The sequence below is a fragment of the Streptomyces sp. NBC_00461 genome, from assembly GCF_036013935.1.
Classification (GTDB): domain Bacteria; phylum Actinomycetota; class Actinomycetes; order Streptomycetales; family Streptomycetaceae; genus Streptomyces.
The window spans coordinates 1,165,170-1,187,836 of record NZ_CP107902.1 but is presented as its reverse complement, the minus strand read 5'-3'; the positions used below and the strand labels follow the sequence as shown (position 1 = coordinate 1,187,836).

Below are 22,667 nucleotides of genomic sequence, written 5' to 3'. Positions count from 1 at the left end.
CCTGCCTCAGCTCTCCGTTCCCCCGCACTGTTTGGAGCCTTGTTGTCCTCTCGCCCCGTCGTCCTGGTCGTTGCCACCTCCGACATGGAGGCCCAGGCGTATCGCGGCACCTGCCTTCAGAACGTCGCCGCCCACTACGACGTCGTCCTGATCTCCGGCGCCGCGCCGACCTGGGAGAAGGAGTTCCTCCTCGACTACGAGGTTGCCGACCCCGCCGATCAGGCGGCGCTGACCGCGGCCGGGCACGCGCTCGCCGAGCGGCACACGCTGGCCGGCGTGATGACGTGGACCGAGTGGTATCTCATCCCCGTCGCCCGCCTGGCCCGCCGGCTCGGCCTGCCCACCACCGCTCCGGAGGCCCTCCAAGGCTGCCGCAACAAGCACACGAGCCGCAGCCTGTTCGCCCGCCACGGCGTGCCCTCCGCCGCCTCCGTCAGCGTGCGCACCGAGCACGAGGCGGCAGCTGCCGTCCGGCGCATCGGCTTCCCCATCGTCCTCAAACCCGCCGCCCACGCCGCGAGCATGGGCGTTGTCCGCGTCGACACCGCCGACCAGCTCCCGGCCGCGTACGCCTTCGCCGCCAAGACCGCCAGCCACGGAGTGGAGAGCACCCAGGTCCTGGTCGAGGAATACATCGACGGCCCGGAGGTGAGTGTCGAGTGCGTCACCCACCAGGGACAGACCACTGTCGTCGCTGTCACCCGCAAGACCGTCGGCATGCCGCCCCACTTCGAGGAGCTGGCGCACATGGTCGATGCGACCGACCCGCTCCTTCCCACCGTGGCCCCGGCCGCCGTCTCGGCCATCGACGCCCTCGGTGTCACCGACGGCGTCAGCCACGTCGAGATCCGCGTGGTCGACGGCCGCCCCCGCCTCATTGAGGTCAACGCGCGGATCGCCGGCGACATGATCAGCCACCTCGTTCACCTGGCCACCGGCGTCGACCTCGCCCGTGCTGCCGCAGACATCGCCTGCGGACATACTCCCGACCTGACGCCGACTCGCCACCAGGCCGCGGCGATCCGCTTCATCTACCCGGCCTACTCCGGCACCCTCACCGCCCGCTGTGTCACGGCACCCACCGGGGGAGTGGAGCGCGTGCGCTTCCAGCGACAGGCCGGCGACCAGCTCGTGCTGCCGCAGGACGGGGGCGATCTGTTCACCGCCCGCATCGGCTACCTGATCACCACCGGGCCGACCGCCACCATCGCCCAAGCCCGTGCCCAGGAGGCGTACCGCAACCTCGACGTCCAGGTGGCTGCGGTCGCGCAGGCGGCCCCGGCCACCCGGGAGCACGCCGCGTGAACCAGACCGCGGGACCCGAGCTGGCGCGCAGCCGCCGTCTGCTGACCGGGTACTTTGCCGGCTTGGGCGTGGTGATGGCCGTCTGGGGCGCACGCATGCCGGCCGTTCAGAAAACCGCCGAGGTGAGCACCGCCGGGCTCGCCCTGGTCCTGCTGGCCGCTGCCCTCGGCATGGTCGCTGGACTCCAGACCGGCGGACGCCTCGCCCACCCGGCCCGCCTGCCCGCACTGCTGACCGGCGGTGCCATCGCTCTCGCCGTCGGCCTTGCCGTCCTCGCGGTATGCCGCAGCCTGGAGAGCCTCCTGGTGGCGGCGTTCGTCTTCGGCGCCGCGCACGGCGTCCTCGACGTCGCAGTCAATGCCGCCGCAGTCCGCTGCCAGGACGCACACGGCCGCCCGATCATGGGCCGGTTGCACGCGAGTTTCAGCCTCGGCGGCCTCACAGGCGCTGTGCTGGCCTCAGCCACCGCCCACACCCCGCACACCGTCCTGTTCGCCGGCGTCGCCGCCACCGCCGCCACGGCGGCAGGTGCGGCGACGCGCCTTACCCGCTGTCTTGCCAGCCCTGGACTCGAGCCCGTCCACAACCGTGCGGAACCGGGCTTGGACGAACGCGGGGGTCTGTCGCGGTCCCGATTGTGGCTGCTGGGCGTACTGGCGGCCGGAACCCTGCTGGGCGAGGGGGCCGCTGCCGACTGGGCTGCCGTCCACCTGCACGACCTCGGTGCGACCGCCGCGACCAGCGCCGTGGCGTACGGCGTCTACAGCGCCGCCATGGCCGCCGGTCGCCTCGCCGGAGACCGGCTCACCGCCCGCTTCGGCGCTCCCGCTGTTGTCCGGGCCGGCGCCGCCCTGGCCGCGCTCGGCCTGGCAACCGGGCTTGCTGGCTCCACCATCGCCTTTGCCCTCCTGGGGTGGGCAGCCTTCGGCCTGGGGTTGTCCGTCACCATCCCCAGCCTCATCACCGCCGCAGGCATCGGCGGCCCCCGCGCCGTCGCCACCGTCGCGGTCACCGGCTACGTCGGCCTGCTCGCAGGACCCGCCCTCATCGGCGCCCTCGCCACCATCACCGCCCTGGCGCACGCGCTGCTGCTGCCCGCCCTCCTCGCAGCCGCCGTCGCCGCCCTCGCTCCCAAAGCCCTGGAGAAACCCACCCCTTGACCCACACCTCCGTCTCCCCGAACGGCGTGGACGCCCTACTCCTCGACTACAACGGAGTCCTCGGACTCCAGCCCAGCACCGGCATGTGGACCCGCCTCGCCGACCTCGCCGAGTGGCCCGACCGACACCTCCCCTCCTTCCAAGAAGCCTTCTGGGCCCCCCGGAACGCGTACGACGCAGGCGAACTGAGCGATCTCGCCTACTGGGCGAAGGTGCTCGGGCACCATCCCGGCGCGGTGGCTGCGTACGCTGCGGGCCGCCGATACCGCCATGTGGACCCGCACCGACCCCAGAGTCCTCGACATCCTGTACCGCGCCCGGGCCGCGGGGCTGCCCATGGTGCTCCTCTCCAACGCCCCGGCCCACCTCAGCGACGTCCTGGACGCCACCAACTGGCGGCGCGATCTGATGAGTGACGCCCTGTACTCCGCCCGCTTGGGCCTGTGCAAGCCCGATTCGGCCGCGTACGAGCACGCCCTGGCGGCCACCGGCGTCGCCGACCCGGGACGCGTGCTGTTCGTCGACGACCGCGAGGACAACTGCAGGACCGCCGCCGAGTTGGGCCTGCGCGCCCTGCACTACGCCGGCCAACCCGCAGACCTGGAACACCAGCTGCTGCCCGCACTTGCGAACAGCACGCGTACCTGACCAGAAGCGTGTGCTCATCTCCCCAGCCTCAACCTCAGGACTTTCGTGCCCGACACCGAAGAGATCGACGGCGACAACTACGTATCCCCGCGCTACCTCGCAGGCAGCACTTGCGATGCAGACCCCGCGCTGGCGCCGCTCCTCGCGCTTGGCTTCGACCTCCATCACGACAACCTCGCCAACGCCTACGTCACTGCGCCCGACCACCGCGTCCGACTCGGATTCCTGCCCGAGGGCGACGACGACGGACTGTGGCGGATCAGCGCCTACCGCGACCGCTTCGCCCCGCCCGCGTGGGGCGTCAGTTTCAACGACACCGCACCCACGGAGTTCGTCACCGCCTTCACCACCGCCCTCGCTCAGGCGTACACCGCCGGCCCCGACATCTACCTCGCCGAGCCCGACCTCAAGGACCCCGAGCTCGGCGCCTTCGACGCAGTCGTCCCGCTCATCAAAAACGGCTGGCAGTTCCAGCACCCGAGCTGGGGCGTGATGGAACTGCAGTCCCCGGACGGGATGGCCACCTGTGAGTACACCACCGGCCGCCTCGACCCGGAGAAGGAACTCACCACTCTGGAGGCCCGCTGGCACCTGTGGGGCGGACCGAAGAACAGGTACGCCCGCTGGTACGCCACCGCCACCACCAACACCCCCACCGCTCTGGTGAAGGCCATCACCCAGAGCGTGTCCGACCCGGCGCCCCTGCCACGCTGGAGGGACTCGATGCTCCCTGGGCTGCGCGAGGCCGCACAGCTCACTCCCATCACACCGCCCGCGCCCCCGGTTCCGACCCCGCTCGACGTCCAGCGCGCCCTCACCCGCCGACCGCCGGCACTCGGCACCCGCAGCGTCCCGCGCTGGAGCACGGCCACCCTTCCTCCGGCGCCCGCCGCCCCACGCACGGCCGCGCGCCGCTGATCCGCCGCCACCCACGACCAGCAACTCCCTCCCGCCGAACGGACCTTGTGTCACTCAGCCCTCTGGACGATCTCGACGTGGTCGAGGTCCTGCCCCGCCACCTCGCCGGCCCCGGCATCCACGACCTCGTCGACGTATGGCCCTTCCCTTTCGATCAGGGCTGGACCCTCCACCACTCCGGAGACGGCCCCGCCATCGTGATCAGTCCCGGTATGCAGCTGCTCGCCGGGCACGTACCGTCCGAGGACCACGTGCGCGGTGGCGAGTGGCTGATCGCCGCACACAAGGAGCCCTTCCTGTCGGCCACCTGGACGGCCACGCTCGACGCCAGTACCCCCGTCGAACTCGTTCGCGACCTGTATGCCGAAGTGCTCGCGCTGTGACAGGCGAACAGACAGGGCGAACGCAACCTGCTGCGCCCAGACGACGTCCGCCCCCAAGACGTATACCTGCCGCTGCTCACCGCCCGCTGGCACCACACGGTCAAGACGGACGGAGTCCAGTACTTCCGCAGCCCAGACGGCTACGGCATGCTGCAACACGCTTACGTGCACAAGAACGTGGCCGCACCCGTCTGGTCCGCGTGGGGCGGGCCACCGGACCACCCGCTGTGGAAGGCCACGTTCTCCTCCGCCGTGCCCGCCTCCCTGGTCGCGGCGTTCGCCTCCTCCCTGGCCTCACCCGTGCCGCTCGCCCGCGCCATGGGGAACATTCCGGCCGACACCCGCCTCCATCTCACCCTCCCCGCCGCTCTGACCTATGCCGCCGCGCGCCAGGGCGCCGGCACAGAGCCGCGCGTCGGCACCCTCGTCGCCGACCCTGCCGTCCGCGCACGCCGGCGTCAGCGCCCCGGGCACCGGGCCCGCGCCGACCGTTCGTCCCGCCCCGTCGGCCAGCCGACCCAGGTAACCGCCCCGCAGAACCGTCCGCTGCCGAGGAGCACCACCACCGTTGTCCCTGCACGCCCAGCACTTCTTCACCGACCTGCTCGACCTGCCCGTCCACGAACGACGAGTGATCGGCGACGCCTGCTACGCCGTCGTTTCGCCCGACTCGCCGCTGCGGCTGCGCATTGAGTTCGCCCAGACCATCCGAGAACGTGAGTACGGCGGACTGCGCCTGAGCATCCTCCACCCGGACCGCGGCGCCCTCGACCACGCGTACCTGTCCTTCGCCGACCACAGCACGTTCGTGGTCCGGGACGCCCGCCTCGGCAAACAGCCCGGACATGACGGCTACGGCGTCGTACGGGACTGGCACCACGACGACACCTCACCCTGGATCGGCGCCGCCGTCATACCCCTGAGCCATGCCATCCAGGACTACCTGAAGGTCTGGACGCACGAACCGTCCCCGCCCAGCAGCGCCGACAGCGCACGGCGGCGACCGGCTCAGCTCGATACGGATCCTGAGCCGTCCCGGGGATGCTGGCTCACAGACGCCGACTTCCTCACCCGCCTCCACCAGGCCACGCCGGTCTGGCTGGACATCGTCGACAGCGTCCTCGACGACGGACTTCCCCTCACTCAAGCACTGACCGGCAGCCGCGAGCAGGCTGCCCAACTGCTCAACATTCCACCGGCGTTCGGCCTCTTGATCGAAGCCGAGGCGGCAGCCCGGATCGTGCATGCCGCCGACCTGCCAGCGGGCACACTGCGCGGTGCCTCCGTCGCGCAGGGCCTATCGCACATCGTGACGTTGCCCATCGAGGACCAACACCACCTCGTCCAGACCGCCGCCCGCGGAACCACGATCGACGCCCCCGCGCACCTTCCAGGGCAAACCCGTCCGCCCCTGCTGCCCCAGCCGTCGCCGGCCCGTACCCGCTGACCGGCCTTACCCCGCTTGCACCGACGGGCATCTCTGCCCGTGTCCCCTCCAGGAGAGTTCCTTTTTGCCTACCCGTTCCGCCCGCCGCCTGTCCGCCGTGGCCGTCACTGTCGCCACAGTGACCGGCACGTTGGCGTTGGTCCCAGCCGCCTCCGCGAACACCCCCGAGCCGACCACGTCCACGTCCATCACTCCGCTGAGCGCGGCCGAGAACGGCGGCGTCACCATCCTGAAGAAGGACCCGGGAGGAGGGGTTCTCGCCGGAGCCACGTTCACCCTGCTCGACTCCACCGGCAAGCAGGCCGCCAGCGGCACCACCGACGCCGAGGGCCAGCTGACCTTCCAGGACCTCCCGCCCGGTGTCTACCGGCTCAAGGAAGTCTCCAGCGGCAGCCCGCTGCACGAGGTCGTCGACGACCAGGACGTCATCGTCACCCCCGGTGCCGACACCCCGCTGACCATCATCGACCCGTTCAAGCCCGCCTCAGTTCGGCTGAAGGCCAAGGACGACAAGACCGGCAAGCTGCTGGCCGGATCCACGGTCAACATCGGTAGCGGCGACAAGACCATCCTGACGCTGACCACCGGCTCCGACGGCACGGCCAGCGGCAAGCTGCCCATCAACTCCCGCAGCGGCAGCGACTTCTGGCTCAAACAGGTGAAGGCGCCCGCTGGCTACGAGATCTACCCGTCCGTGAAGGCATTCAAGGCCAAGCCGGGCGATCCCGTCACCGTGGCCGTCACCAATGCCAAGACCGTCACCACCCCGCCGCGCACGGAGAAGCCGACCGATCAGCCGAGCAACCGGCCGACCCCGGACAAGCCCGGCCAGGATGAGGACAACCCGGCGCCGTCCGCCTCGGGTACCCCTACCTCCGACGAGACCGCGTCGAGCACTGCGGCCCCCACCCCTGCGGGCTCTCTCGCGCACACCGGCGCCGACGCCACCCCGTGGCTGATCGGCGGCGCCGGAGTCCTGATCGCTGCTGGCGGAGGCGCCCTCTTCGCGGCCCGTCGCCGACGCGCGGACAACGCCACCGACGACGGCTCCACCACGAGCTGACCTCACCCGCTTCTCTCCGTAAAGCCCCCGGAATCGGATCGTTCGATTCTGGGGGCTTCGTCGTGGGCGCTCACGTGGGGCCAGCTGATGGAGGCGCTGGAGGCTGCGCCACCGCCCCGACTGGGAGGTACCGCCGATAGCCGCCGTGGCCGTAAGGGCTCGTACTGACATTCGCCTTCAAGGGTGGATTCGCCATCCCGTTCGGGTCGAGCGGTACCGAACATCAGCGCGATGTCGCGGCGGTACGGCACACTGCCGCCGGAATCAGCTTTCCCGCACCAGAGGAGCCGTCTCCGTGGCCGAGCCGATCGTCGTCCCTGTCCTGTGGAGTGGGCGCTGCCAGTGCGGTGACCACACGTATGAGGCGTCAGGCATCCCGGACGACACCCCCACTTGTGCTCGTGCGAGCACTGCACGCGCCTGTCCGGGGCGCCGGCGATGGCATGGGTCGGGTTCCGCAGGGACGCCCTGAAGTGGACGGGCCCCGCAGGCGAGCCGACGTACTTCTCCACCTGGCCGACGCTGCATCGAGGGTCCTGCAGCCGTTGCCGCACCCAGCTCACCTCCGTCGCGGACGGCTCGGACATGATCATGGTGACAATCTTCAGCCTCACCCGCAGCGGCGAACTGGCCCCGGTCGGACACAGCTATCGCGAAGCGGCGGCGCACTGGATGTCCATCACGCTCGCGCCCGACCCGCAGCGCCGCACGTGACGGCAGGCATCACGATGACCCTGCCGCGGGCGCAGCGGCCGAACCTCCGCTTCCCGTAGATCGTCACCTGAATGGCCCCGGCTGATGGACCCGACCGGGGCCCGCCAGGGCGTGCGCGCGGTGCACGATCATGTTGACCGAGCCGCGGTCACGTTCGATGTGCCCCTCCAGCAGCACCGAGGACTACCTCTCGCGTGCGTTCCCAGACCGGAGGAGAGAAGACCAGGTTGATCACGCCGGTCTTATCTTCCAGGGCGCCGAACGCAACTCCCCTGGCCGTCGGGGGCCTTTGGATGTACTTGGCCAGTCCGCCGACCCGCACCCGGGTCTGGTCGGCCAGGTCACGGGCCTCGCGCGCGGGCTGCGCCCCGTGTCATGCCCAGACTTTGTGTTCGTCAGTGAAGTAAGGCCACGGCTGCCAGCCTGCAACGCCCAGTTGAAGGAGACGTTCCACTCCTCGTGCCCACGTGCCAAGGTCGGTGAGTTCCAGCAGTAGCCGCTCGATTTCCGCACGGGCCATCACGACGCGGTGGCCATGTCCGTAGATTGCCACGACGGGCTGGAGGGGCGCCATGTCGGCGCCTTCGGCCAGGACCCACTCGGCGTTCAGGCCGGCTTTATGTAGCTCCTCGATGAAGTTGTCGGACGACATCGTCACGGTGAAAACCAGAACGTCGGCGATCAGGCCGGCGCACTCCGCAGGCTGTAGGGGATAGATGCCCCATGGCGGGGCCAGCGTGTTGCGGGCGGTGTTGTCACCGCTGCCGAAGCAGATTTGCTGTCCGGTCAGTCGGGTGCGGCGCAGCAATGCCGCGTACGCGGAGTGGAACTGTCGTGTGGCTTCCTGTAGGCCCCAACGGTTGCCGGCCGCCGGGATGTCGAGCGCGAGCAGTGCGCGTTGCCCAGGCACACGCATCGTCTTCAGTCCCTCTTGGTGGGCGTAGGCGAAGGCGTCGCGGAGGGTCGACAGGTGGCTGGCGTACGGTATGCCGGTTTCGATGAGACGGGCTTTGTCGGGTCCGGGCAGCGGCCCGTTCACGTCCAGTGCCTCGGCCGCCATGCGGGTCCGTGTGAGCTGGGCGCCCTCACGCCGTTTCGGGTTTGTTTTGAGCTCATGCAGGTAGATGGTCTGCAGGTTGTTCTCGTCGGGGGTGTCGAAGACAGTCGCGTCGCCGATGCGCAGGCAGTTCGTCAGGTCATGCAACATCGCGAAGCGCCGGTGTTCGCTCCACTGCTGCTGCATGAACTGGACCTCGTGGACGGTGCCTTCCTTAGCGAAAGTCATCGGGCCGGGCGCTTCGTTCCGTCGCAGGGTGAGGATGTAGCGGCGGTCGTAGCCAAATGCCCGCCACGCCATGGCATCCCCCACGGAACGCAGTTGTCGGCCTATGCGCTCAAGGACATCCGACTCGAGCCGCCAGTCGTCCACGTCGTGGTGGTTGCCCGTTACCAGCTCGGGCGCGTCTGCGGGGAGTTTCTCTCCCCTCTTGAGCCGCTTGATCACCCGATTTCGCGCGGCACGCGCATGACTCGCTTCGAGCGTGGCGGTCAGTAGGTCGTGCTGAAAGGCTACGAAGTCCTCGGGACCGTGACACTCCCGCAGATCGCGGATGAACCTGATCAGCCCCTCGGCGTTCTCCCGGTGGAAGGGATGCTTGATCAGCGCATCCAGCCGGTCAGGCGGCATATCGGTCAACTTCGCAGGCACCGGGCCACTATCCCGGTTACGCCCCCAAACCCACCAGCGGTTTTGGCCGACTGGCCCGCCCGAATCGAGGTGCTTGCCCGTGGGTCGTCTTCGAGCCGGTCACCGGGGCAGCCCGGACCGCTACGAAGCCGGCCAATCGGACAGGTCCAGGTGCTGGCCCGGGCGGAGGCCACTCTCTGCCAAGTGCAGCCGCCGGATGAGCACTTCTACTGCGCTCCTAAGTGATTCCTTGTCCTCCGCAGCCAGCGCCAGTGAGGCCGTGGAGACCTTCCGCTCGTCGCTTCTTGCACCCAACTGACTGACCTTGTTGAAGTAACCCGAGGACACGTTGAGCCGCTCGGCTGCAGTCTGATCCCCGTCGGCGGCCCACTTCTTCAGGTGGGTCGAGAGCCAGTAGGCGGCGTCTGCAATCGGTCGGGTCCCGCTCCGCAGAGGACGCAGGCACATCGTCCGCGCAGCCTTGGTCACGTCTGTGTCCCGCCAGGACCAGTCCGGCTGCGGAGGGGCGTCGCGCTCAATGACGATGGTTGCGTCGAACGCTGTGGCCGACGCAGTTGCGAAGTCCGCGCTGGCAACTGTTCCCCTCGCGCCAGTTGTATCCGGCTCCACGTCAGCGCCGAGGTAGTAGAGCATCACGACGAGGCGCTGATCAACTTCAAGCTCGGCCGACCAAGTATCCAGTAGCGGCATGACGGCAGAGCGGGCCTCGTCCTCGATCATCCGCGCAGCTGGCGCGGCGGCGAGCCTCGTTTCGGTGAGCGTCAGCTTCCAACCTTCGACCTCGTACGAGGCGGGGAAGGCACCTTCGAGCCAGGTCACCGGGTGTTGATCGACCCACTCGACCGCAAAGTGCAGCGTGCGAACCTGTCCGCTCTCCACGGCCTCAGTATCTCGCTGCCGCGGTGGCTCTTCCACAGGGCCCGGGCCATCCGCTCTCGCCTGGCACAGACGGCATGTCCCAGCAGCGAGACGGGACAGGGGCTGACCAACCAATCTCAGATCCGTGGCCGATCGGCCACCGCTTGGCCATCGGTCGTGAGATTCGGCCACGGAGATAGAGATCCCACATCGCTGTCCAAGGACAAGTTCGCCGGTGGCAGACAAGAAGATCGCCCAAAGGACTGGTGGACGCTGCAACGGCATGTCAACCTGAACGACCTTCCGAAAAACCCCAGGTCAGAGAGGTGATGCTGTGGCATTGGATGCGGCGCAACCCGGATTCGCCACCACGGTCGGGGCCCTGCGGCTCCGCTCCTGGAAGCTCGGTGCCGGTCAGGCGATGGAGGTGGTCGACCAGTTCTCGGAGGCCGATTTCACCCACATCGTCGACGACCGCGCCGACGTGCACGTCAGCTCGCACGACGGCCGGTTCTACCTCGGCTACTTCCCGAACGGCCGGCCCGGCGGCGCGGACGAGGACTGGGTGACGGGCGAGGGCTGGGTGATCGCGGTCACCGGCACCGCGAACGTTCCCGGCTACCGGATGTCCTTCGGTACGGAGACCCCGGCGGAGATCATCGCTGCTGTCGTGGCCCAGATCCTGGCCACCTCCCAGCCCCTGTGACCGGCACGTCCGCTTCCCCTCGTACGCGCCGCGTACCCTGCCCCTGCTCTCGTGGCCCCGTCCGCTACCGCTAGGAGAACGCCTTGGACCCGCACTCGCCCGAGATGACCGTCGGTGACATTCTCGATCTGCTGTCCGTCTGCGACCGCGACACGCCCGTCCGTCTCGCCGTCAACCCCTTCTTTCCCATGGCCCACCGTCTGGGCGGCGTGGAGAAAGCGGTGGACGAGCACGGCCGGCCGATGGTCTACATCGCCGAGTCCCCGGAGGCCGAGCAGTTCGGCCCTCTGCCGCCCGCCGTGGCTGTCGCTCTGACCTGGCAACCGCCGGCCGAGGGACCCTCGCGCCGCCGACGCGGCGCAACCGGGCCGAACACCAGCCAGTGATCCAACCTCGAACTGACGGAGGCGCCCCTGCACCCGCACCACCCCATCGATCCCTCCCACCCCCACTCGCCGGACTCGATGTACTGGGTCACCCCGCGCCACCTGGCCGGTGATGACGGCGTCCTCGCCGAGCGGATCGGCGACACTCTGACCGAGCTCGGCTGGCGCATGTGGCCGACCTCCCGCAGCACCCTGCTCTATGTGAGCCCCGACGGCCTGCGCGGCGCCGAGTGGATCCTCGCCGCCTACCCGTTCGAGCTGGGCGGCCTCCCGGTGGCCTGGCAGCTGTCGGCCCGTCCGTACCCTGCGTCGGCCTTGACCGAGTGGAACGCGTACTTCACCGTCGGCGTACCGCACGAGGCGCTCACCGATTTCCTGCTCGCGCTCGACGCCAGCGAGACCCCCGACGCCGGGCTCGAGAACGCCGAGTCGGTCCTCACCGCACTCGGCACCCGGGGCTGGCGGCGCGACATGGACCGCCCGCGTACGACCGCCACCGACCCGGGCTTCTCCACGAACGTCTCGCTGGAGATGCTGCCGCCGCTCATCCACGACGCCGACCCCCGCGATGACCTGCTGGGCTGGCAGGCGTGGGCGGAGCCCGTGCTCGGGGCGCCGTATCTGTGGTGTGCCAGCTTCAGCGCGAGCGCCCCACACGAGCTCGTCGCCGCCTTCGCTTCCTCGCTCGCCGCACCCGGCCCGGTACCGCGCCGCACGCTCCCCGAAGGCGCGAAGGACCGTCTCACCGTCGTCCGCCGCGGCTGACGGGCAGCTCAGAGCCGGTGGCCGAGGCGGGGGATCGGCGGGGTGATGCCCCTTTTCCAGGCCCGGTGGTTCCACTCTCTTCGCGGGAGGAGAACCGCCGGGCCTTCGCCGTACCCCGGCAGCCGCGCGCCTGAGGGGACCCTGGAACGAAGATCCAGACCGCGCATAGGATCCCCGTCGTGGCAGGCAAAGTGATCGGCAAAGGACCCTTGCGCGGCTACCTCCTGGAGGAGGTGCTGGCCTGGCTGTTGCGCTCCAGCGGCTTCGAAGTCCTCACTGCCGACGACGACAAGGACAAAGAGCCGTGGAAGGTGCTGAAGAAGGACAAGAACGGTCTGCTGGTCCGTGGACGCGGGGCGTGGCACCAGGTCGACGCGCTCGGACAGTTCCGGTACGTTCCGCCGTTCTCGCTGCCGGTCCGCTTGTTCGTCGAGGCAAAGTACCTGACCACAGCTCCAGTTGGTCTGCCCACTGTGCGCAACGGCCACGGTGTGATCCACGATGTGAACGAGGGCGAGACCACCACGCTCACCGCTCCGGGGACAGGCCGGCCGCGGACGCGATACCGCTATAGCTACGCGATCTTCTCTACGTCCGGCTTCAGCCCGGAGGCGCAGGATTACGCGCTGGCCCACCAGATATCCCTGATCGACCTCTCCGCACCGGACTTCGCCGTCCTGCGGAATCTCGTCAAGACCACGGCTGACACCATTCACGCAGCGCTCGAAGTGACCCCCGCGGCCGAGCGGCCGAAGGTGCACGAGATACGGACGTATCTTCGTGGCCCGCTGTTGGAAATGGACGCGGGCGACGTGGACCTGCCCGATGCGATTCGAGGCCCACTCGATTACCTGGCGCAGGCCCTGCACAGCCGGTCGCAACTGGGTCTTGTCCTGGCCTTCCCTGCCGCGCCGTTCGTCTTGGGACTGGCCTCGGATGATCTGTACGCCTTCGTGGATTACGCGAGAGCGCACCCCACGCACGCGGTGCGCCTGCGTCGCATCAATCAGGCAGCGTCACATCCGGTTTGGGAACTGCGCTCCGCGGAGCACCCAGAGGCATACGCGTTGCGGTTCGGGCTGCCAGAGCGGGTGGAAGCCTGGATCGTCGAACAGGACGAAGGAATGCCTTCGCGAACCCGGTATATCAAGCGCAGCATGCTGTCGACCATGACCCTGTACTGGATGCACGGGGAGCACGCGCAGACCTTCCAACTCCGCTACGAGCCAGGCGAACTCCGTCTCGACGGCTGATCGCCCCATACGCCGACACCCCGGTGTCCGGGCCTGTCGGGAGGACAGGCCCGGACACCGGGGCAGGTGGAGGAGCCGGTCAGCGTGCGATGCGCGCCTTGGCGACCGCCTCGCCCAGGTGGGCGTCCACGAGGCCCGGCGAGCCGGAGACGATCAGCAGGATGCTGCCGGTGCGGATCGCCGTCTGCTTGACGACGCTGCGCTGCCCGCCGGCGGAGAAGGTGAGCAGCTGGCTCCACTGCTCGTCGCCGAGGCCCGGCGCGGACGCCTTCGCGGTGCCCATGTCGACGACGGTGCTGCCCGACGTCACCTGGTAGGAGGGGCAGGAGAGCATCGCGTCGAAGATCTTCCCGATGCCCTTGGACAACTTCGCGGCGCTGTCGCTGTACAGCTCCTCGCTCACCTCGGAGCTGCTGCTGCCGGTGTAGGTGAAGGACGCCTTCGCCTTGCGGCTGAAGTCGAGGCCGGAGCCGGTGGCCGCGTCGCTGCCGAGCTCCTCCAGCGCCGGGCAGCCGATGACGGTGACGTCGTCGTTGCTGCGAGCGGGCTCGGGCTTGCGGGTGTAGCCCTCGCCCAGGTCGCTCTCGTTCAGCAGCCGCTGGTTCAGCTGGGTCGAGGACAGCGGCGCGGATGCCGAGCTGCCGCCCCGGTGTGCGGGTGCGGAGGATGCGGCCGAGACGTCGGCGGGCTCGGTGTGGCTGGAGCAGCCGGTCAGGGCGAGGACGGTGAAGACGGTGCCGAGGCCGAGGGCGGTCGTGGTGGAACGGCGCATGCGGAAACCCCTTGGTGATGCGAGACGGATGGTCTGACCGGGTCGGCCCTCCGGGCGCCGACGAACGCAGGGGTGAGGGAAGGGGTTTCGTGGCTTCAGTGGCCGAGGTGGTGCAGTCCGTCTTCGAGGGTGGGGTGGAAGTGGTCGACCGGACCGGAGTTGCGGTTGTACCAGGCGGTGTCCAGTCGGGTCTCCTCCGTTTCGTGGCCGGCCGGGCAGCGCAGCCACACCGAGTCGTCGCTCATGTTGAAGACGATCCAGTTTCGGTACGCACCGCAGTGGCACGCGTGGACCTCGCCGTCGATGACGAGCGGCAGGTCCCAGCGCATCATGAACCCCGAGACGTCCTGGCGGGACGGCGCCCGGAAGTCCGGCGGCAGGAAGTCGGGCACCACCGTGGCCGTCGGCGCAGCCGAGGCAGGGACCGGGCCGGGTGCGTCCGGCAGCGGCAGCTCGGTGTGCATCGCCAGCACGGCCTGGCCGGCACGCTGGGCTTCACGGAACTCTCGGTCCGCACGATTGCGTCGGAACATGCCGTCTCCATCTCTGTCGTCTCGCCTGCACGAGGAGAGTGCCGCAAGTCCCTGACCTGCTGCAACTCTAAGAAGGTTGAATTCAGCGGGACTTGGCGGGACGGTCGGTGCGGTGCGTCGGACGCTGCGCAGCACCGCGGGCGGCGGCGGGCGCGGTGGCCGTGTGCTCGGGCATGGCGGAAGGGTCGGCGGGTAGATCGGCCATGCGCCGCAGCCGCCACACGAGCACGTCGCTGATCGAGTCTGCGGTGTCCAACTCCCGTCGCTCGGCGGCCTCGGCCAGGAGCGCGGCCGGGTCGTGCCCAGCGTGCTCGACATCGGCGAGCGTGGCGGCAAGGGCGTACCAGCCCTGCTCGGTGAGGACCTGCTCGGCCAGTTCGGGGACGGCCTGGCGCAGGTAGGCGGCCTGCTTGCGCTGCAGGGGCTGGGACAGTCGCCTACCGCGCTGGTGCATGACGGACAGGTACATCGGCGCGGCGGCCTGGTAAGCGGCGCGTAGGTGCTCGGCGGCCTGGCGAGCAGCAGCGGCCTGCTGGGCGTGCTCCTTCTTCCCGTGCCAGTGGGCGGCGGCGGTGACCAGGAAGAACACCATGTCGATCAACATGGCGGTGGTGGCGCCGTCCTCCCCACGGCCGAGCGCCGGCCCGCCGTAGACGAGGTCACGGGCAGCCTGCCGCAGACCACGGTCGTGGCCCCGTTCGGCCCGGATGTGGGAGCGGGAAGCCCGCTCGAACGCCCAGGCGGCATCTCGCAGTTCGCGCCGGGTGTGCGCGGCCGAGGTCTTGGCGAGCGCGTCGAGGACCTCGCCGGCCGCGGCGAGCTGCGCGGCGATCTGCCCGTCGTCGCTCTGGTCGACGACGAGTACGGCCTGCCAGACCGCCGTCGTCGCCTGGCGCCGCGCGGTCGACGGGTTGACATGCGCCGAGCCGGAGGAGCGGTCCGCGACGGCTTCGGGGCCGGGTCCGGAGACGTTGCCGGCCAACCGCTCGCGGATGCGCGGTAGGGAGAGGTCGGGTGCGAGGGTGGAGCCCGAATAGTAGATCGGCTCCTGGTCCTCGTTGCGGTCGTCGGGCAGCGCGACCTTGTAGCCGAGTAGATCGCCGGAGGGTGCGACGCGCTGGCGGACCAGGAGGCCGGCGACGGCCAGGCGGTCGAAGAATTCCTGCTCGCTGGCGACGCCGGCGGCGGCGCGGCGCACCGTCTCCCGCAGTTCCTCGCGTGGTGTTCGTTCCTTGCCCTGCCGGTTCGCCTTGTGGCGTTCGGCGCTGGCGGGGCGTTTGGCGGCGGTTCCGTCGCCGGTGTTCAACCGGCGTAGCCCGTAGTCGACTTCGATCTTCCGTGCTTCCGCCTGGGAACGGGCGCCATCCTTGCGGATGCGGGCTTGGCGGCCGTCATGGCGGACGACGGTGGCGATGATGTGGATGTGGTCGTCGGCGTGGCGGACGGCTGCCCATCGGCAGGCGGCGTCGTCGCCTTCGGGGGCGATGCCGGTGGCGGCGACCATGCGGCGGGCGATGTCCGCCCACTGCTCGTCCGTGAGGATCGGGTCTTCGGGGGCGGCGCGTACGGACAGGTGCCATACGTGCTCGGCGGGCCTGACGCTTTCGGGCAGTGCTATGACGGGCTGGTCGAGTAGACGCTGCAGGTCGCCGTATGTCGCCTCGGGGTCGCGGCCGGGGTCGGGGGCCAGACGATCCCACGCCGCGACGAGGTGGGGGTCGATGTGCTCCTCAGCCCTGCCGGGGCCGTACAGGTAGGCCACCAGCCCGCGGGTGTCCGTGCCCATGTCGTGGACTTTGGGGATCATGCAGCCGGACGCTCGCCGTCCAGGTAGCGCCGGAGGAAGGCGTCCACACGCAGGGAGATCCGGTCGACGGCAGAGAGAACCGCCGTGGCCTGCGGCGCGGGCTCGTCCGAATTCAGGGCTGCCGCAACCTGGTTGAGGTTGTTGCCGATCCGGTTCAGTGCGATTCGAAGGCCGAACAGCTCCTTCAGCATCTCGCGTTCGCCGGCGATTTCCGCGGCGGTGCGGTCGAGGTTGCGGGCGGCTTTGAGCGCGGCGCGAGCAAGGTAGTTGGCGATGCTCATATTGCAGGCGGCAGCAGCACGGACGAGGAGCTGGTACTCGTCGTCGTTCATGCGGCAGCTCGGCTGGTGCATGCGCTTCTTCTCGTCGCGCAGGCGCTCACGCTGCTGAACGTGGGGCTTCGGCGGCATGGTGTGGGCGCAGTCGGTGCTGTGGCAGGAGTGGTTCTCCCCTTCGTCAGGATGCGAGCCGCCCTCGGTCGCATCCTGACGGATCGGCGCCCCCTGGTGCCGATCCGCTCCCGCCACCCCCGGGGCGGGAGACGCAAGAGCATTGCTCCCACCGGGAGCAATGCTCTTGCACCAACTTGCTCGCGACGAGGTCGAGTTGGTTTCCGGCTCACCTGGCGCGGGAGTGGGGGTTGTGGTCGGGTTTGTCATCGGGTGCGGTTCCTCGTGGTGCGGATGCGGTGCTGGATTTCGGCGGCCAGATCGACCATGGCTCTCGGGCCGTGGAGGACGTGGACAAGGGATTCGGCATGGTCCTGGACGAGCCACTGGCCGCCCGGGGTCAGCACGGCTGCGTACAGGAGCTGGTGGCGTACGAGCACCTCCGCCCAGGCGGCGGCCTCGGCGGTGGACGGTGGGTGCATACGCGGGCGGTGACGGGCAGGAATAGCGGGTCCCTTCAGTGCGGGGGCGGTGGCCCGGCCTCGGCCGGGCCACCGGACGGATAGGCGGAAGCAGGCTCCTGACCTGCTTGTTTGTGACCGTCAGCCGCACTCGGGGCAGCGGTCGAGGTGCCGGTTCAAGGCCCGCGCCATGCTCCGCTTCACCGACATGGCGTTCTTCGCGCTGGTCTTCGCCGGCGCGGATCCTTGGTGACGGTCGGCGTGAGCGCGCAGGAAGCGGATGTCCTGCTCGAAGCCGGCCTTGATGTGTGCGAAACGCTGGCAGGTCTTCATCGGGCCGTACTCCGTGCCGTGGTGGTGCCCGCCTCGTCGCGGAGCCGCTGCAGAACCGGCGTCAGACGCTCGTTCCGCCCTCCTCGGATCTGCTGGGAACGGAGGATCTCCCGCAGCTGAACCCGAGTCAGCGACTCGTTGCCGTCCCGCTCCAGCAGCGCGGGCACATGGGGACGGACCCGCTCGACCATCTCCTCCACGCTCAGCTTCGGCTGCTTCCGGGACCGTTGGGATTGACCTCCGTGCGGCCGATTCCGGGAAGCCCTCGCCTTCTGCGTCCGCCGTACGGGGACGGGGTGGGGACGGTTCCCGTTGGGTTCGGTCCCGGTTTCGGTGTCGGGGTGTTCGCGGTCCCCGTCGTCGTTGGGGACGGTGTGGGGACGGTCCCCGATTGGCCCGGTCCCCGTTTCGGCGTCCGGGTACTCCCGGCCCTCGTCCCCGATGGTGATGGCCGCCGGGGACGGGCCTGTGCCCTCCTGAGCAGCGGCTTCGCGCACATTTGCGGCACTGCCGCTCGCACCGTCGTCGGGCTCCTCGGCCCCGGCGGGCACGGTGTCTTGGTCCCCGACTGCCGCCTCTTGGCCCTCGCGTAGCAGACTCGAGCCGGACTCGGCGGCTCGGTCCGCGTTGCCGACGGAGTCCGGGTGGGGACGGTCCCCGACGGGCTCACGGTCCGTCCCCGGCTCCGCACGGTCCCCCTCTGTACGGTCCCCGATCGATGCGGTGCTTCGGGGACCGTCGCCGGGGACCGAGCTCACCCACGCACTCGCCTGCGTCCCGTTCGCCGACGGAGTCGCGATCGACGTAGGGAAAGGGGACCGGTCCCCGTGATCGGCGTCCTGGTCCCGCGCGAGCTGAATCCAGGGCGACGGCAGGACCACGGTGGCGAGCGCCGTGGCGTGCCGACGGGCGGCCAGCTGCTCCAGAAGCGCGCGACGCTGCTGCGGGTCGGTGCCGACACCGGATCGTGCGAGAGCCGACTGGAGCCGACGCGTGATCCGACTGCCACGGCCGTCCTCACGCTCCTTCTCTGGTATCCCGGCCAGCCGGGAGGCCAGGGCCACGGCCCGTTGAGTCGCGCGGTCCTTGGTGATCTGCGCGGCGTCGCGGTTGCGCGTGGCGACGCCCAGGCGCGAGAGGAGACGCTCCCGCACTTCACGTCCGAGCGTGGCCAGGAGCCCTTGGGAGGCGGCGTCCGGCTTGTGCAGTCGCAGCTCGATGCCCATGGCCAGGTGCCAGAGCACGGCCGCCATGACCGGGCCGACGAAGGCCCGCACGGTGCCGCCCACTGTGCCCGACTCTGCGTACGCCGGGATGACCTGCACCCCGGTAATCACCCAGACCAGGCCACCCGGCAGGCCGGGTGCTCCTTGGGTCTTCAGGTTCTGCCGGGCCATCAGCGCCGTCGCGAACAGCGCCAGCTCGGCCGCGCTGAACATCATGGCCCGCTCCAAGGCGCCGGCCATGTCGAGGTAATCGGCGGCGAACCGCCAGCTGGTGTCGGCGCTGTAGGCGGTGCAGTTGAGGGCGGCGAGGGCCGCGACCCAGACCGCGGGGTTGCCGGCGCGCGGGCCGCTCGCCCGGGTCCGGTTGCGCCGGATCGACCATCCGCCGAGCACGAGGGCGAGCACGCCGACGGCTGCGACGAGGTGGACGGGCTCGATGGCAGAGAGGAGGGAGGGCACGGCGAGGAGGTGAGTCATGCGGCCTTTCGAAGAGCGGCGATCAGGGCGTGGGTCTGCGCCTGGCGGGGCACCTGCACGGTTGAGGCGGCGGCCTCGGCGCCTTCGTCCTCGACGTACTCGTCGTCGGCTGCTTCGGCCGGGTCGATTTGCCCCCAGTAGCGGTCGCGGTCGGCAACGGCGTGGGCGGCGTTGCGCATCAGGTCGCGCGCCCAGTCGAGGTCGAGCCGCAGTACGTAGGCGAGGCGCTCGGGGCTCCAGCCGCGTACGTAGGCGTGGCGGGTGACGGCTTCGCGCTCGGCGTCGCTGAGGTGGACGTCGCGGCCTTCGAACGCTGCCTTGACGCGGCTGTAGTCCAGGCGCTTGTTGACCCGGGCGTGCCAGGGGCGGCGCTCGTCCTCGGTGAGCCCGCCCCACATGCCCTGGCGGATCTCGTTGTCGAGGGCGTAGTCGAAGCACGCCTTCTTCACCGGGCAGCTGCCGCAGATCGCCTTGGCCGCGTCGATGGCCGCGCGGTCGCGGGCCGCGTGGAAGAACAGCTCGTCGATTTCCTTGGCCGGCAGGCCGTGGCACAAGCCCCGTTCCTGCCAGCTGTGGTCGGCGATACCCCGGATCGTCGGGGGTGGGGTGTCGTTGGTGGTGATGGTGCGCATGACGGTCTCCGGAAGTCGCCTCGGCGGGTGCGGGTCGCTCGGCACCGGTGGCGGGACGGGGTGCGGCGGGCGCTGCGAGGCGGGCTCAGGGTACGGCGTGGGGCTGTACCGCAGGCGGAACGTTTTGGTGGAGAAGGGGGCTGCGGTCAGGCGGCGGATGCCTGCTGGACCTGCGCAGCCAGGGCGCGGTCGATGCGGCCGGGGTGGGCCGTGACGCGCGGTGCGTTGCCCCGGGCACTTCCGTCGAGGCTGATGCGACGGCGGCGGCAGGGCTCGCCCTTGTCGGCGTGACACCAGTCGCACGGCACGCTCAGGACGTCGGGTCCTCCGGCGGCGATGGCGGCTTCGCGGGCGGCGCGGGCCGGGCGGTACGGGGCCAGCTCGGCGCGCACGGCCGGCGGGATGTAGGAGCCGACGGCGGCCAGCTGGTCCTTGAGCCCCGGCCGGTGTCGCCCCGCCGTGATCCCGCGGTGAGCCGAGGGTGCGGCCACTCCGGCAGCCACGGCATCTCGCGCCGCCAGCAGCTCCGCCCGCCAGGCTTCCGCATTGTCCGGGTCGGCCATGGGGGTCGGGTCGGTGTGCCGAGACAGACGGTCGCGGCGGTGCGCCTGCCATTCGCGGGCCACATCGGCCGGCAGGATCGGGTACGGCGAACTCACGATGCGCTTGCGAACGATCTCGCGGACGTCCCAGCCCTGGCCGGTGGCCATCGGGACGTCGCCGAGCAGCTCGTGCCACATGGCGAGCTGGTTGCGGGCCTCGCCCGCGTCGGTGCGGATGGTGCGCGGGTCCAGGCGACCGACATAGGTGAGCACGGCAGCAACTTCGCGGCGGTCCAAGGCAGTTACTCCGTTCCAGTCGGTTCATCGACGGCAGCGAGCAGGGCGGCCATGTGCGCGTCGGCGCGGGTCATGCCGGCCTGCGGCGCGGGGGTGCCGCCGGGCAGGGCGTAGAGGTTCGGTCGGTGGGGGGTTGGGCTGTGCTCGCGGGCGATCCAGGCCCGCCAGTCGGCGGCCCAGGCGGCGGCGGAGCGAGCGCTCCAGGTGCTCCGGTGGTGGCGCCACTTTGCGTCAGCGGCCTGTACGCCGTGCTCGCCGAGGCGGGCAAGATGCCCCTGCTGCTGAGCCCAGGACAGGCTCGCGTTGTCGACCTGCCAGTCCGCGGCGGAGGTGAGGTCGGCAGCACTACTGCTGCTGTACCTACGGTTCACCTTCGGTTCACTAGGGTTCTGGGGGTCAGGTTCAGACCCGGAGGGGGGTTGGATTCTGACCCGGGGAGGGGTCAGGTTCTGACGAGGGGGTGCAGATTCTGACCCGGTCAGATCCTGACGACGGGGGTCGGATTCGGACCCCGTCTTCGGCCAGATGCCGTGCTTGCGCAGCCGCTCGTCGTCCAACGCGGGTACCGGGTCGGCGTCCGTCAGGGGCTCGACGTACGCGCCGGGGTCGTTCTCCCGGGTCGCCGCGACCTTGGCCAGCCATGCAGCGGCGCGCGGGAGCCGATAGACCGTGCTGTGCTGCGGACCGCCTAGGTCGTCGAGCACCTCGAGTTCGCCGCTCTCGGCCAGCGCGACCAGGGCGCCGCGCACGGCGTTGCGGCTCGCGTTCGTACGTTTCATCAGCGAGGTGAGGGACGCCCAGGCGACGCACTGCTCGTCGGGGATCCGGTCGGCGATCGACAATAGGACCAGGCGCGCGTTTCCGCGGCTGGCGCTGTACTCCCACGCCCATTCGCGGGTGTCACGGCTCATCGGGTCACCGCCCAAACGGGCCGGACGCTGGGGGCCGGCTCCGGCGCGAGGGCGCAGGGCAACCGGTACGTGTCCAGGGAGCCAGACGGCGAAGCGAGGACGGCTGCCGCGCGAGCCGGGGACACCGGCCCTTTGCGCAGGGCAGGCGGCATGTAAGACTCTCCTCCGTAGTGAAACCCGCGCCGGTGTGCCTCGTAGGAAAGGACCGGTGCGGTGAAGGTGGGTAAATCTCCGCCCTTGCCGGGGCAGGAGTGCCATTTGGCGTTCGGCGTCCTGGAGTTACCGCTCCTTGGACGCCGTCGCTGTGTTCGGGGCTATCTCACCCGGCTGGATCGGGCGTTCCGCATCTGGCTCCTAGCGTCGTCTACTGCCGGGCAGGGAGCCCGGCGAGGGACGACGAACATATGCAGGACCTGCAGCAAGATCCAGACCTTGCTAAAGGACTCTCTACAAGTCGCACCGCAGGGCGGCGGAACCTGCGCGTACCTGTGGAGGCAGCGGGCCGCGACACAGGCAGCAGGCTGATCGCCCCGACCCACTTGGAGATGACCCTCACAGCACCCCCTCGTGTCTTGTGCCACAACGCGGCGCAGCGGCGAACCGTGTTGGTTCGGCGGCGCCGACCATGACGGCGCGCCTGGCGCTACTCGCCATGTCGAGGCTGTCGGCGGCGTACCGCCGACTGGCGTCTGGGATGTGGGCGATGGCGGCGAGGGCGGCGCCCCGCACCGCCGGCGCAGACGGCTGTGCCATTCCGGCGCGGCCGCGCAGAGTCAGTCGTCCGTCCACGAGCATGGCGAGGACTGGCCGCTCACCGCAGCGCCGGAATGACCCGACGGAAATACTCGCGCGGGCATCGCGAAGGGGATCGAGCCTTCCCACTGTTGCCTCTGCGCCTTCCATTCGAAGATCAAATTCGTCCTGTAATTACAGGCGCAACTAATGCCGCTAGGTAAAAGTGACGTGCGTCACG

At 69.9% G+C, this 22,667-nt stretch carries 23 protein-coding genes and 1 pseudogene; 12 read left to right on the top strand and 12 right to left on the bottom strand.

The features are described 5' to 3' along the window. The first annotated feature begins 84 nt into the window (after window positions 1–84). From OG870_RS05850 to OG870_RS05810, 8 genes and pseudogenes are all read left to right on the top strand, one after another. Window positions 85–1,305, top strand: a complete 1,221-nt coding sequence (locus OG870_RS05850) for an ATP-grasp domain-containing protein (protein ID WP_327692296.1) — start codon at window positions 85–87, stop codon at window positions 1,303–1,305. After that, window positions 1,302–2,465, top strand: coding sequence for an MFS transporter (locus OG870_RS05845; RefSeq protein ID WP_327690700.1), 1,164 nt, complete (start codon window positions 1,302–1,304; stop codon window positions 2,463–2,465). Before OG870_RS05850 ends, OG870_RS05845 begins: the two co-directional genes overlap by 4 nt. Next, window positions 2,462–3,113: pseudogene (locus tag OG870_RS05840) on the top strand (HAD family hydrolase). Before OG870_RS05845 ends, OG870_RS05840 begins: the two are co-directional and overlap by 4 nt. Before the next feature lie 45 nt (window positions 3,114–3,158). Next, window positions 3,159–4,031 (top strand): DUF317 domain-containing protein, encoded by an 873-nt coding sequence (locus OG870_RS05835; RefSeq protein WP_327690699.1) that lies wholly within the window; start codon window positions 3,159–3,161, stop codon window positions 4,029–4,031. Window positions 4,032–4,078: 47 nt separating this feature from the next. Further along, complete coding sequence (locus tag OG870_RS05830) at window positions 4,079–4,414, top strand: DUF317 domain-containing protein (RefSeq protein WP_266586638.1); 336 nt, start codon at window positions 4,079–4,081, stop codon at window positions 4,412–4,414. Window positions 4,415–4,561: 147 nt separating this feature from the next. After that, the gene (locus tag OG870_RS48105) at window positions 4,562–5,107 is read left to right on the top strand and encodes a DUF317 domain-containing protein (protein WP_353962334.1); all 546 of its coding nucleotides are present in this window, start codon (window positions 4,562–4,564) and stop codon (window positions 5,105–5,107) included. Window positions 5,108–5,925: 818 nt separating this feature from the next. Then, entirely contained in the window at window positions 5,926–6,924 is a 999-nt protein-coding gene (locus OG870_RS05815; RefSeq protein ID WP_266586648.1) for a SpaA isopeptide-forming pilin-related protein, read from the top strand. A 438-nt stretch (window positions 6,925–7,362) separates the two neighbouring features. Beyond that, window positions 7,363–7,638 (top strand): hypothetical protein, encoded by a 276-nt coding sequence (locus tag OG870_RS05810; protein WP_266586650.1) that lies wholly within the window; start codon window positions 7,363–7,365, stop codon window positions 7,636–7,638. A 373-nt stretch (window positions 7,639–8,011) separates the two neighbouring features. Here the strand turns inward: OG870_RS05810 and OG870_RS05805 are convergent, their stop codons facing one another. Beyond that, window positions 8,012–9,346: a hypothetical protein gene (locus OG870_RS05805; RefSeq protein ID WP_266586652.1), complete on the bottom strand. Its 1,335-nt coding sequence runs from the start codon at window positions 9,344–9,346 to the stop codon at window positions 8,012–8,014. 120 nt (window positions 9,347–9,466) lie between these two features. Next, window positions 9,467–10,225: a hypothetical protein gene (locus OG870_RS05800; RefSeq protein WP_266586654.1), complete on the bottom strand. Its 759-nt coding sequence runs from the start codon at window positions 10,223–10,225 to the stop codon at window positions 9,467–9,469. A 313-nt stretch (window positions 10,226–10,538) separates the two neighbouring features. Here OG870_RS05800 and OG870_RS05795 point away from each other — a divergent pair, with 313 nt between their 5' ends. From OG870_RS05795 to OG870_RS05780, 4 genes are all read left to right on the top strand, one after another. Beyond that, entirely contained in the window at window positions 10,539–10,910 is a 372-nt protein-coding gene (locus OG870_RS05795) for a DUF317 domain-containing protein (protein ID WP_266586656.1), read from the top strand. Window positions 10,911–11,014: 104 nt separating this feature from the next. After that, the gene (locus OG870_RS05790) at window positions 11,015–11,296 is read left to right on the top strand and encodes a hypothetical protein (protein WP_266588548.1); all 282 of its coding nucleotides are present in this window, start codon (window positions 11,015–11,017) and stop codon (window positions 11,294–11,296) included. A 78-nt stretch (window positions 11,297–11,374) separates the two neighbouring features. Further along, window positions 11,375–12,061 (top strand): DUF317 domain-containing protein, encoded by a 687-nt coding sequence (locus tag OG870_RS05785; RefSeq protein WP_327690698.1) that lies wholly within the window; start codon window positions 11,375–11,377, stop codon window positions 12,059–12,061. A gap of 179 nt (window positions 12,062–12,240) precedes the next feature. Continuing rightward, a complete protein-coding gene (locus tag OG870_RS05780; RefSeq protein WP_266586660.1) occupies window positions 12,241–13,314 on the top strand; it encodes a hypothetical protein in 1,074 nt (357 codons plus the stop codon). Window positions 13,315–13,393: 79 nt separating this feature from the next. Here the strand turns inward: OG870_RS05780 and OG870_RS05775 are convergent, their stop codons facing one another. From OG870_RS05775 to OG870_RS05730, 10 genes are all read right to left on the bottom strand, one after another. Beyond that, complete coding sequence (locus OG870_RS05775; RefSeq protein WP_327690697.1) at window positions 13,394–14,086, bottom strand: hypothetical protein; 693 nt, start codon at window positions 14,084–14,086, stop codon at window positions 13,394–13,396. Window positions 14,087–14,181: 95 nt separating this feature from the next. Continuing rightward, a complete protein-coding gene (locus OG870_RS05770) occupies window positions 14,182–14,619 on the bottom strand; it encodes a hypothetical protein (RefSeq protein ID WP_327690696.1) in 438 nt (145 codons plus the stop codon). Window positions 14,620–14,701: 82 nt separating this feature from the next. Further along, entirely contained in the window at window positions 14,702–16,426 is a 1,725-nt protein-coding gene (locus tag OG870_RS05765; protein WP_327690695.1) for a relaxase/mobilization nuclease domain-containing protein, read from the bottom strand. Further along, window positions 16,423–16,953: a plasmid mobilization protein gene (locus OG870_RS05760; RefSeq protein ID WP_327690694.1), complete on the bottom strand. Its 531-nt coding sequence runs from the start codon at window positions 16,951–16,953 to the stop codon at window positions 16,423–16,425. The genes OG870_RS05765 and OG870_RS05760 overlap by 4 nt, the downstream gene beginning before the upstream one ends. A 128-nt stretch (window positions 16,954–17,081) precedes the next feature. Next, entirely contained in the window at window positions 17,082–17,297 is a 216-nt protein-coding gene (locus tag OG870_RS05755; protein ID WP_327690693.1) for a hypothetical protein, read from the bottom strand. A 120-nt stretch (window positions 17,298–17,417) separates the two neighbouring features. Further along, complete coding sequence (locus OG870_RS05750) at window positions 17,418–17,609, bottom strand: hypothetical protein (protein WP_327690692.1); 192 nt, start codon at window positions 17,607–17,609, stop codon at window positions 17,418–17,420. Continuing rightward, the gene (locus tag OG870_RS05745; RefSeq protein ID WP_327690691.1) at window positions 17,606–19,312 is read right to left on the bottom strand and encodes a hypothetical protein; all 1,707 of its coding nucleotides are present in this window, start codon (window positions 19,310–19,312) and stop codon (window positions 17,606–17,608) included. Before OG870_RS05745 ends, OG870_RS05750 begins: the two co-directional genes overlap by 4 nt. Further along, window positions 19,309–19,944 (bottom strand): WhiB family transcriptional regulator, encoded by a 636-nt coding sequence (locus tag OG870_RS05740; RefSeq protein WP_327690690.1) that lies wholly within the window; start codon window positions 19,942–19,944, stop codon window positions 19,309–19,311. Before OG870_RS05740 ends, OG870_RS05745 begins: the two co-directional genes overlap by 4 nt. Before the next feature lie 146 nt (window positions 19,945–20,090). Next, window positions 20,091–20,783, bottom strand: coding sequence for a zinc finger domain-containing protein (locus OG870_RS05735; protein WP_327690689.1), 693 nt, complete (start codon window positions 20,781–20,783; stop codon window positions 20,091–20,093). Between the two features lie 5 nt (window positions 20,784–20,788). Beyond that, complete coding sequence (locus OG870_RS05730; protein ID WP_266586680.1) at window positions 20,789–21,694, bottom strand: helix-turn-helix domain-containing protein; 906 nt, start codon at window positions 21,692–21,694, stop codon at window positions 20,789–20,791. Window positions 21,695–22,667: the final 973 nt, after the last annotated feature.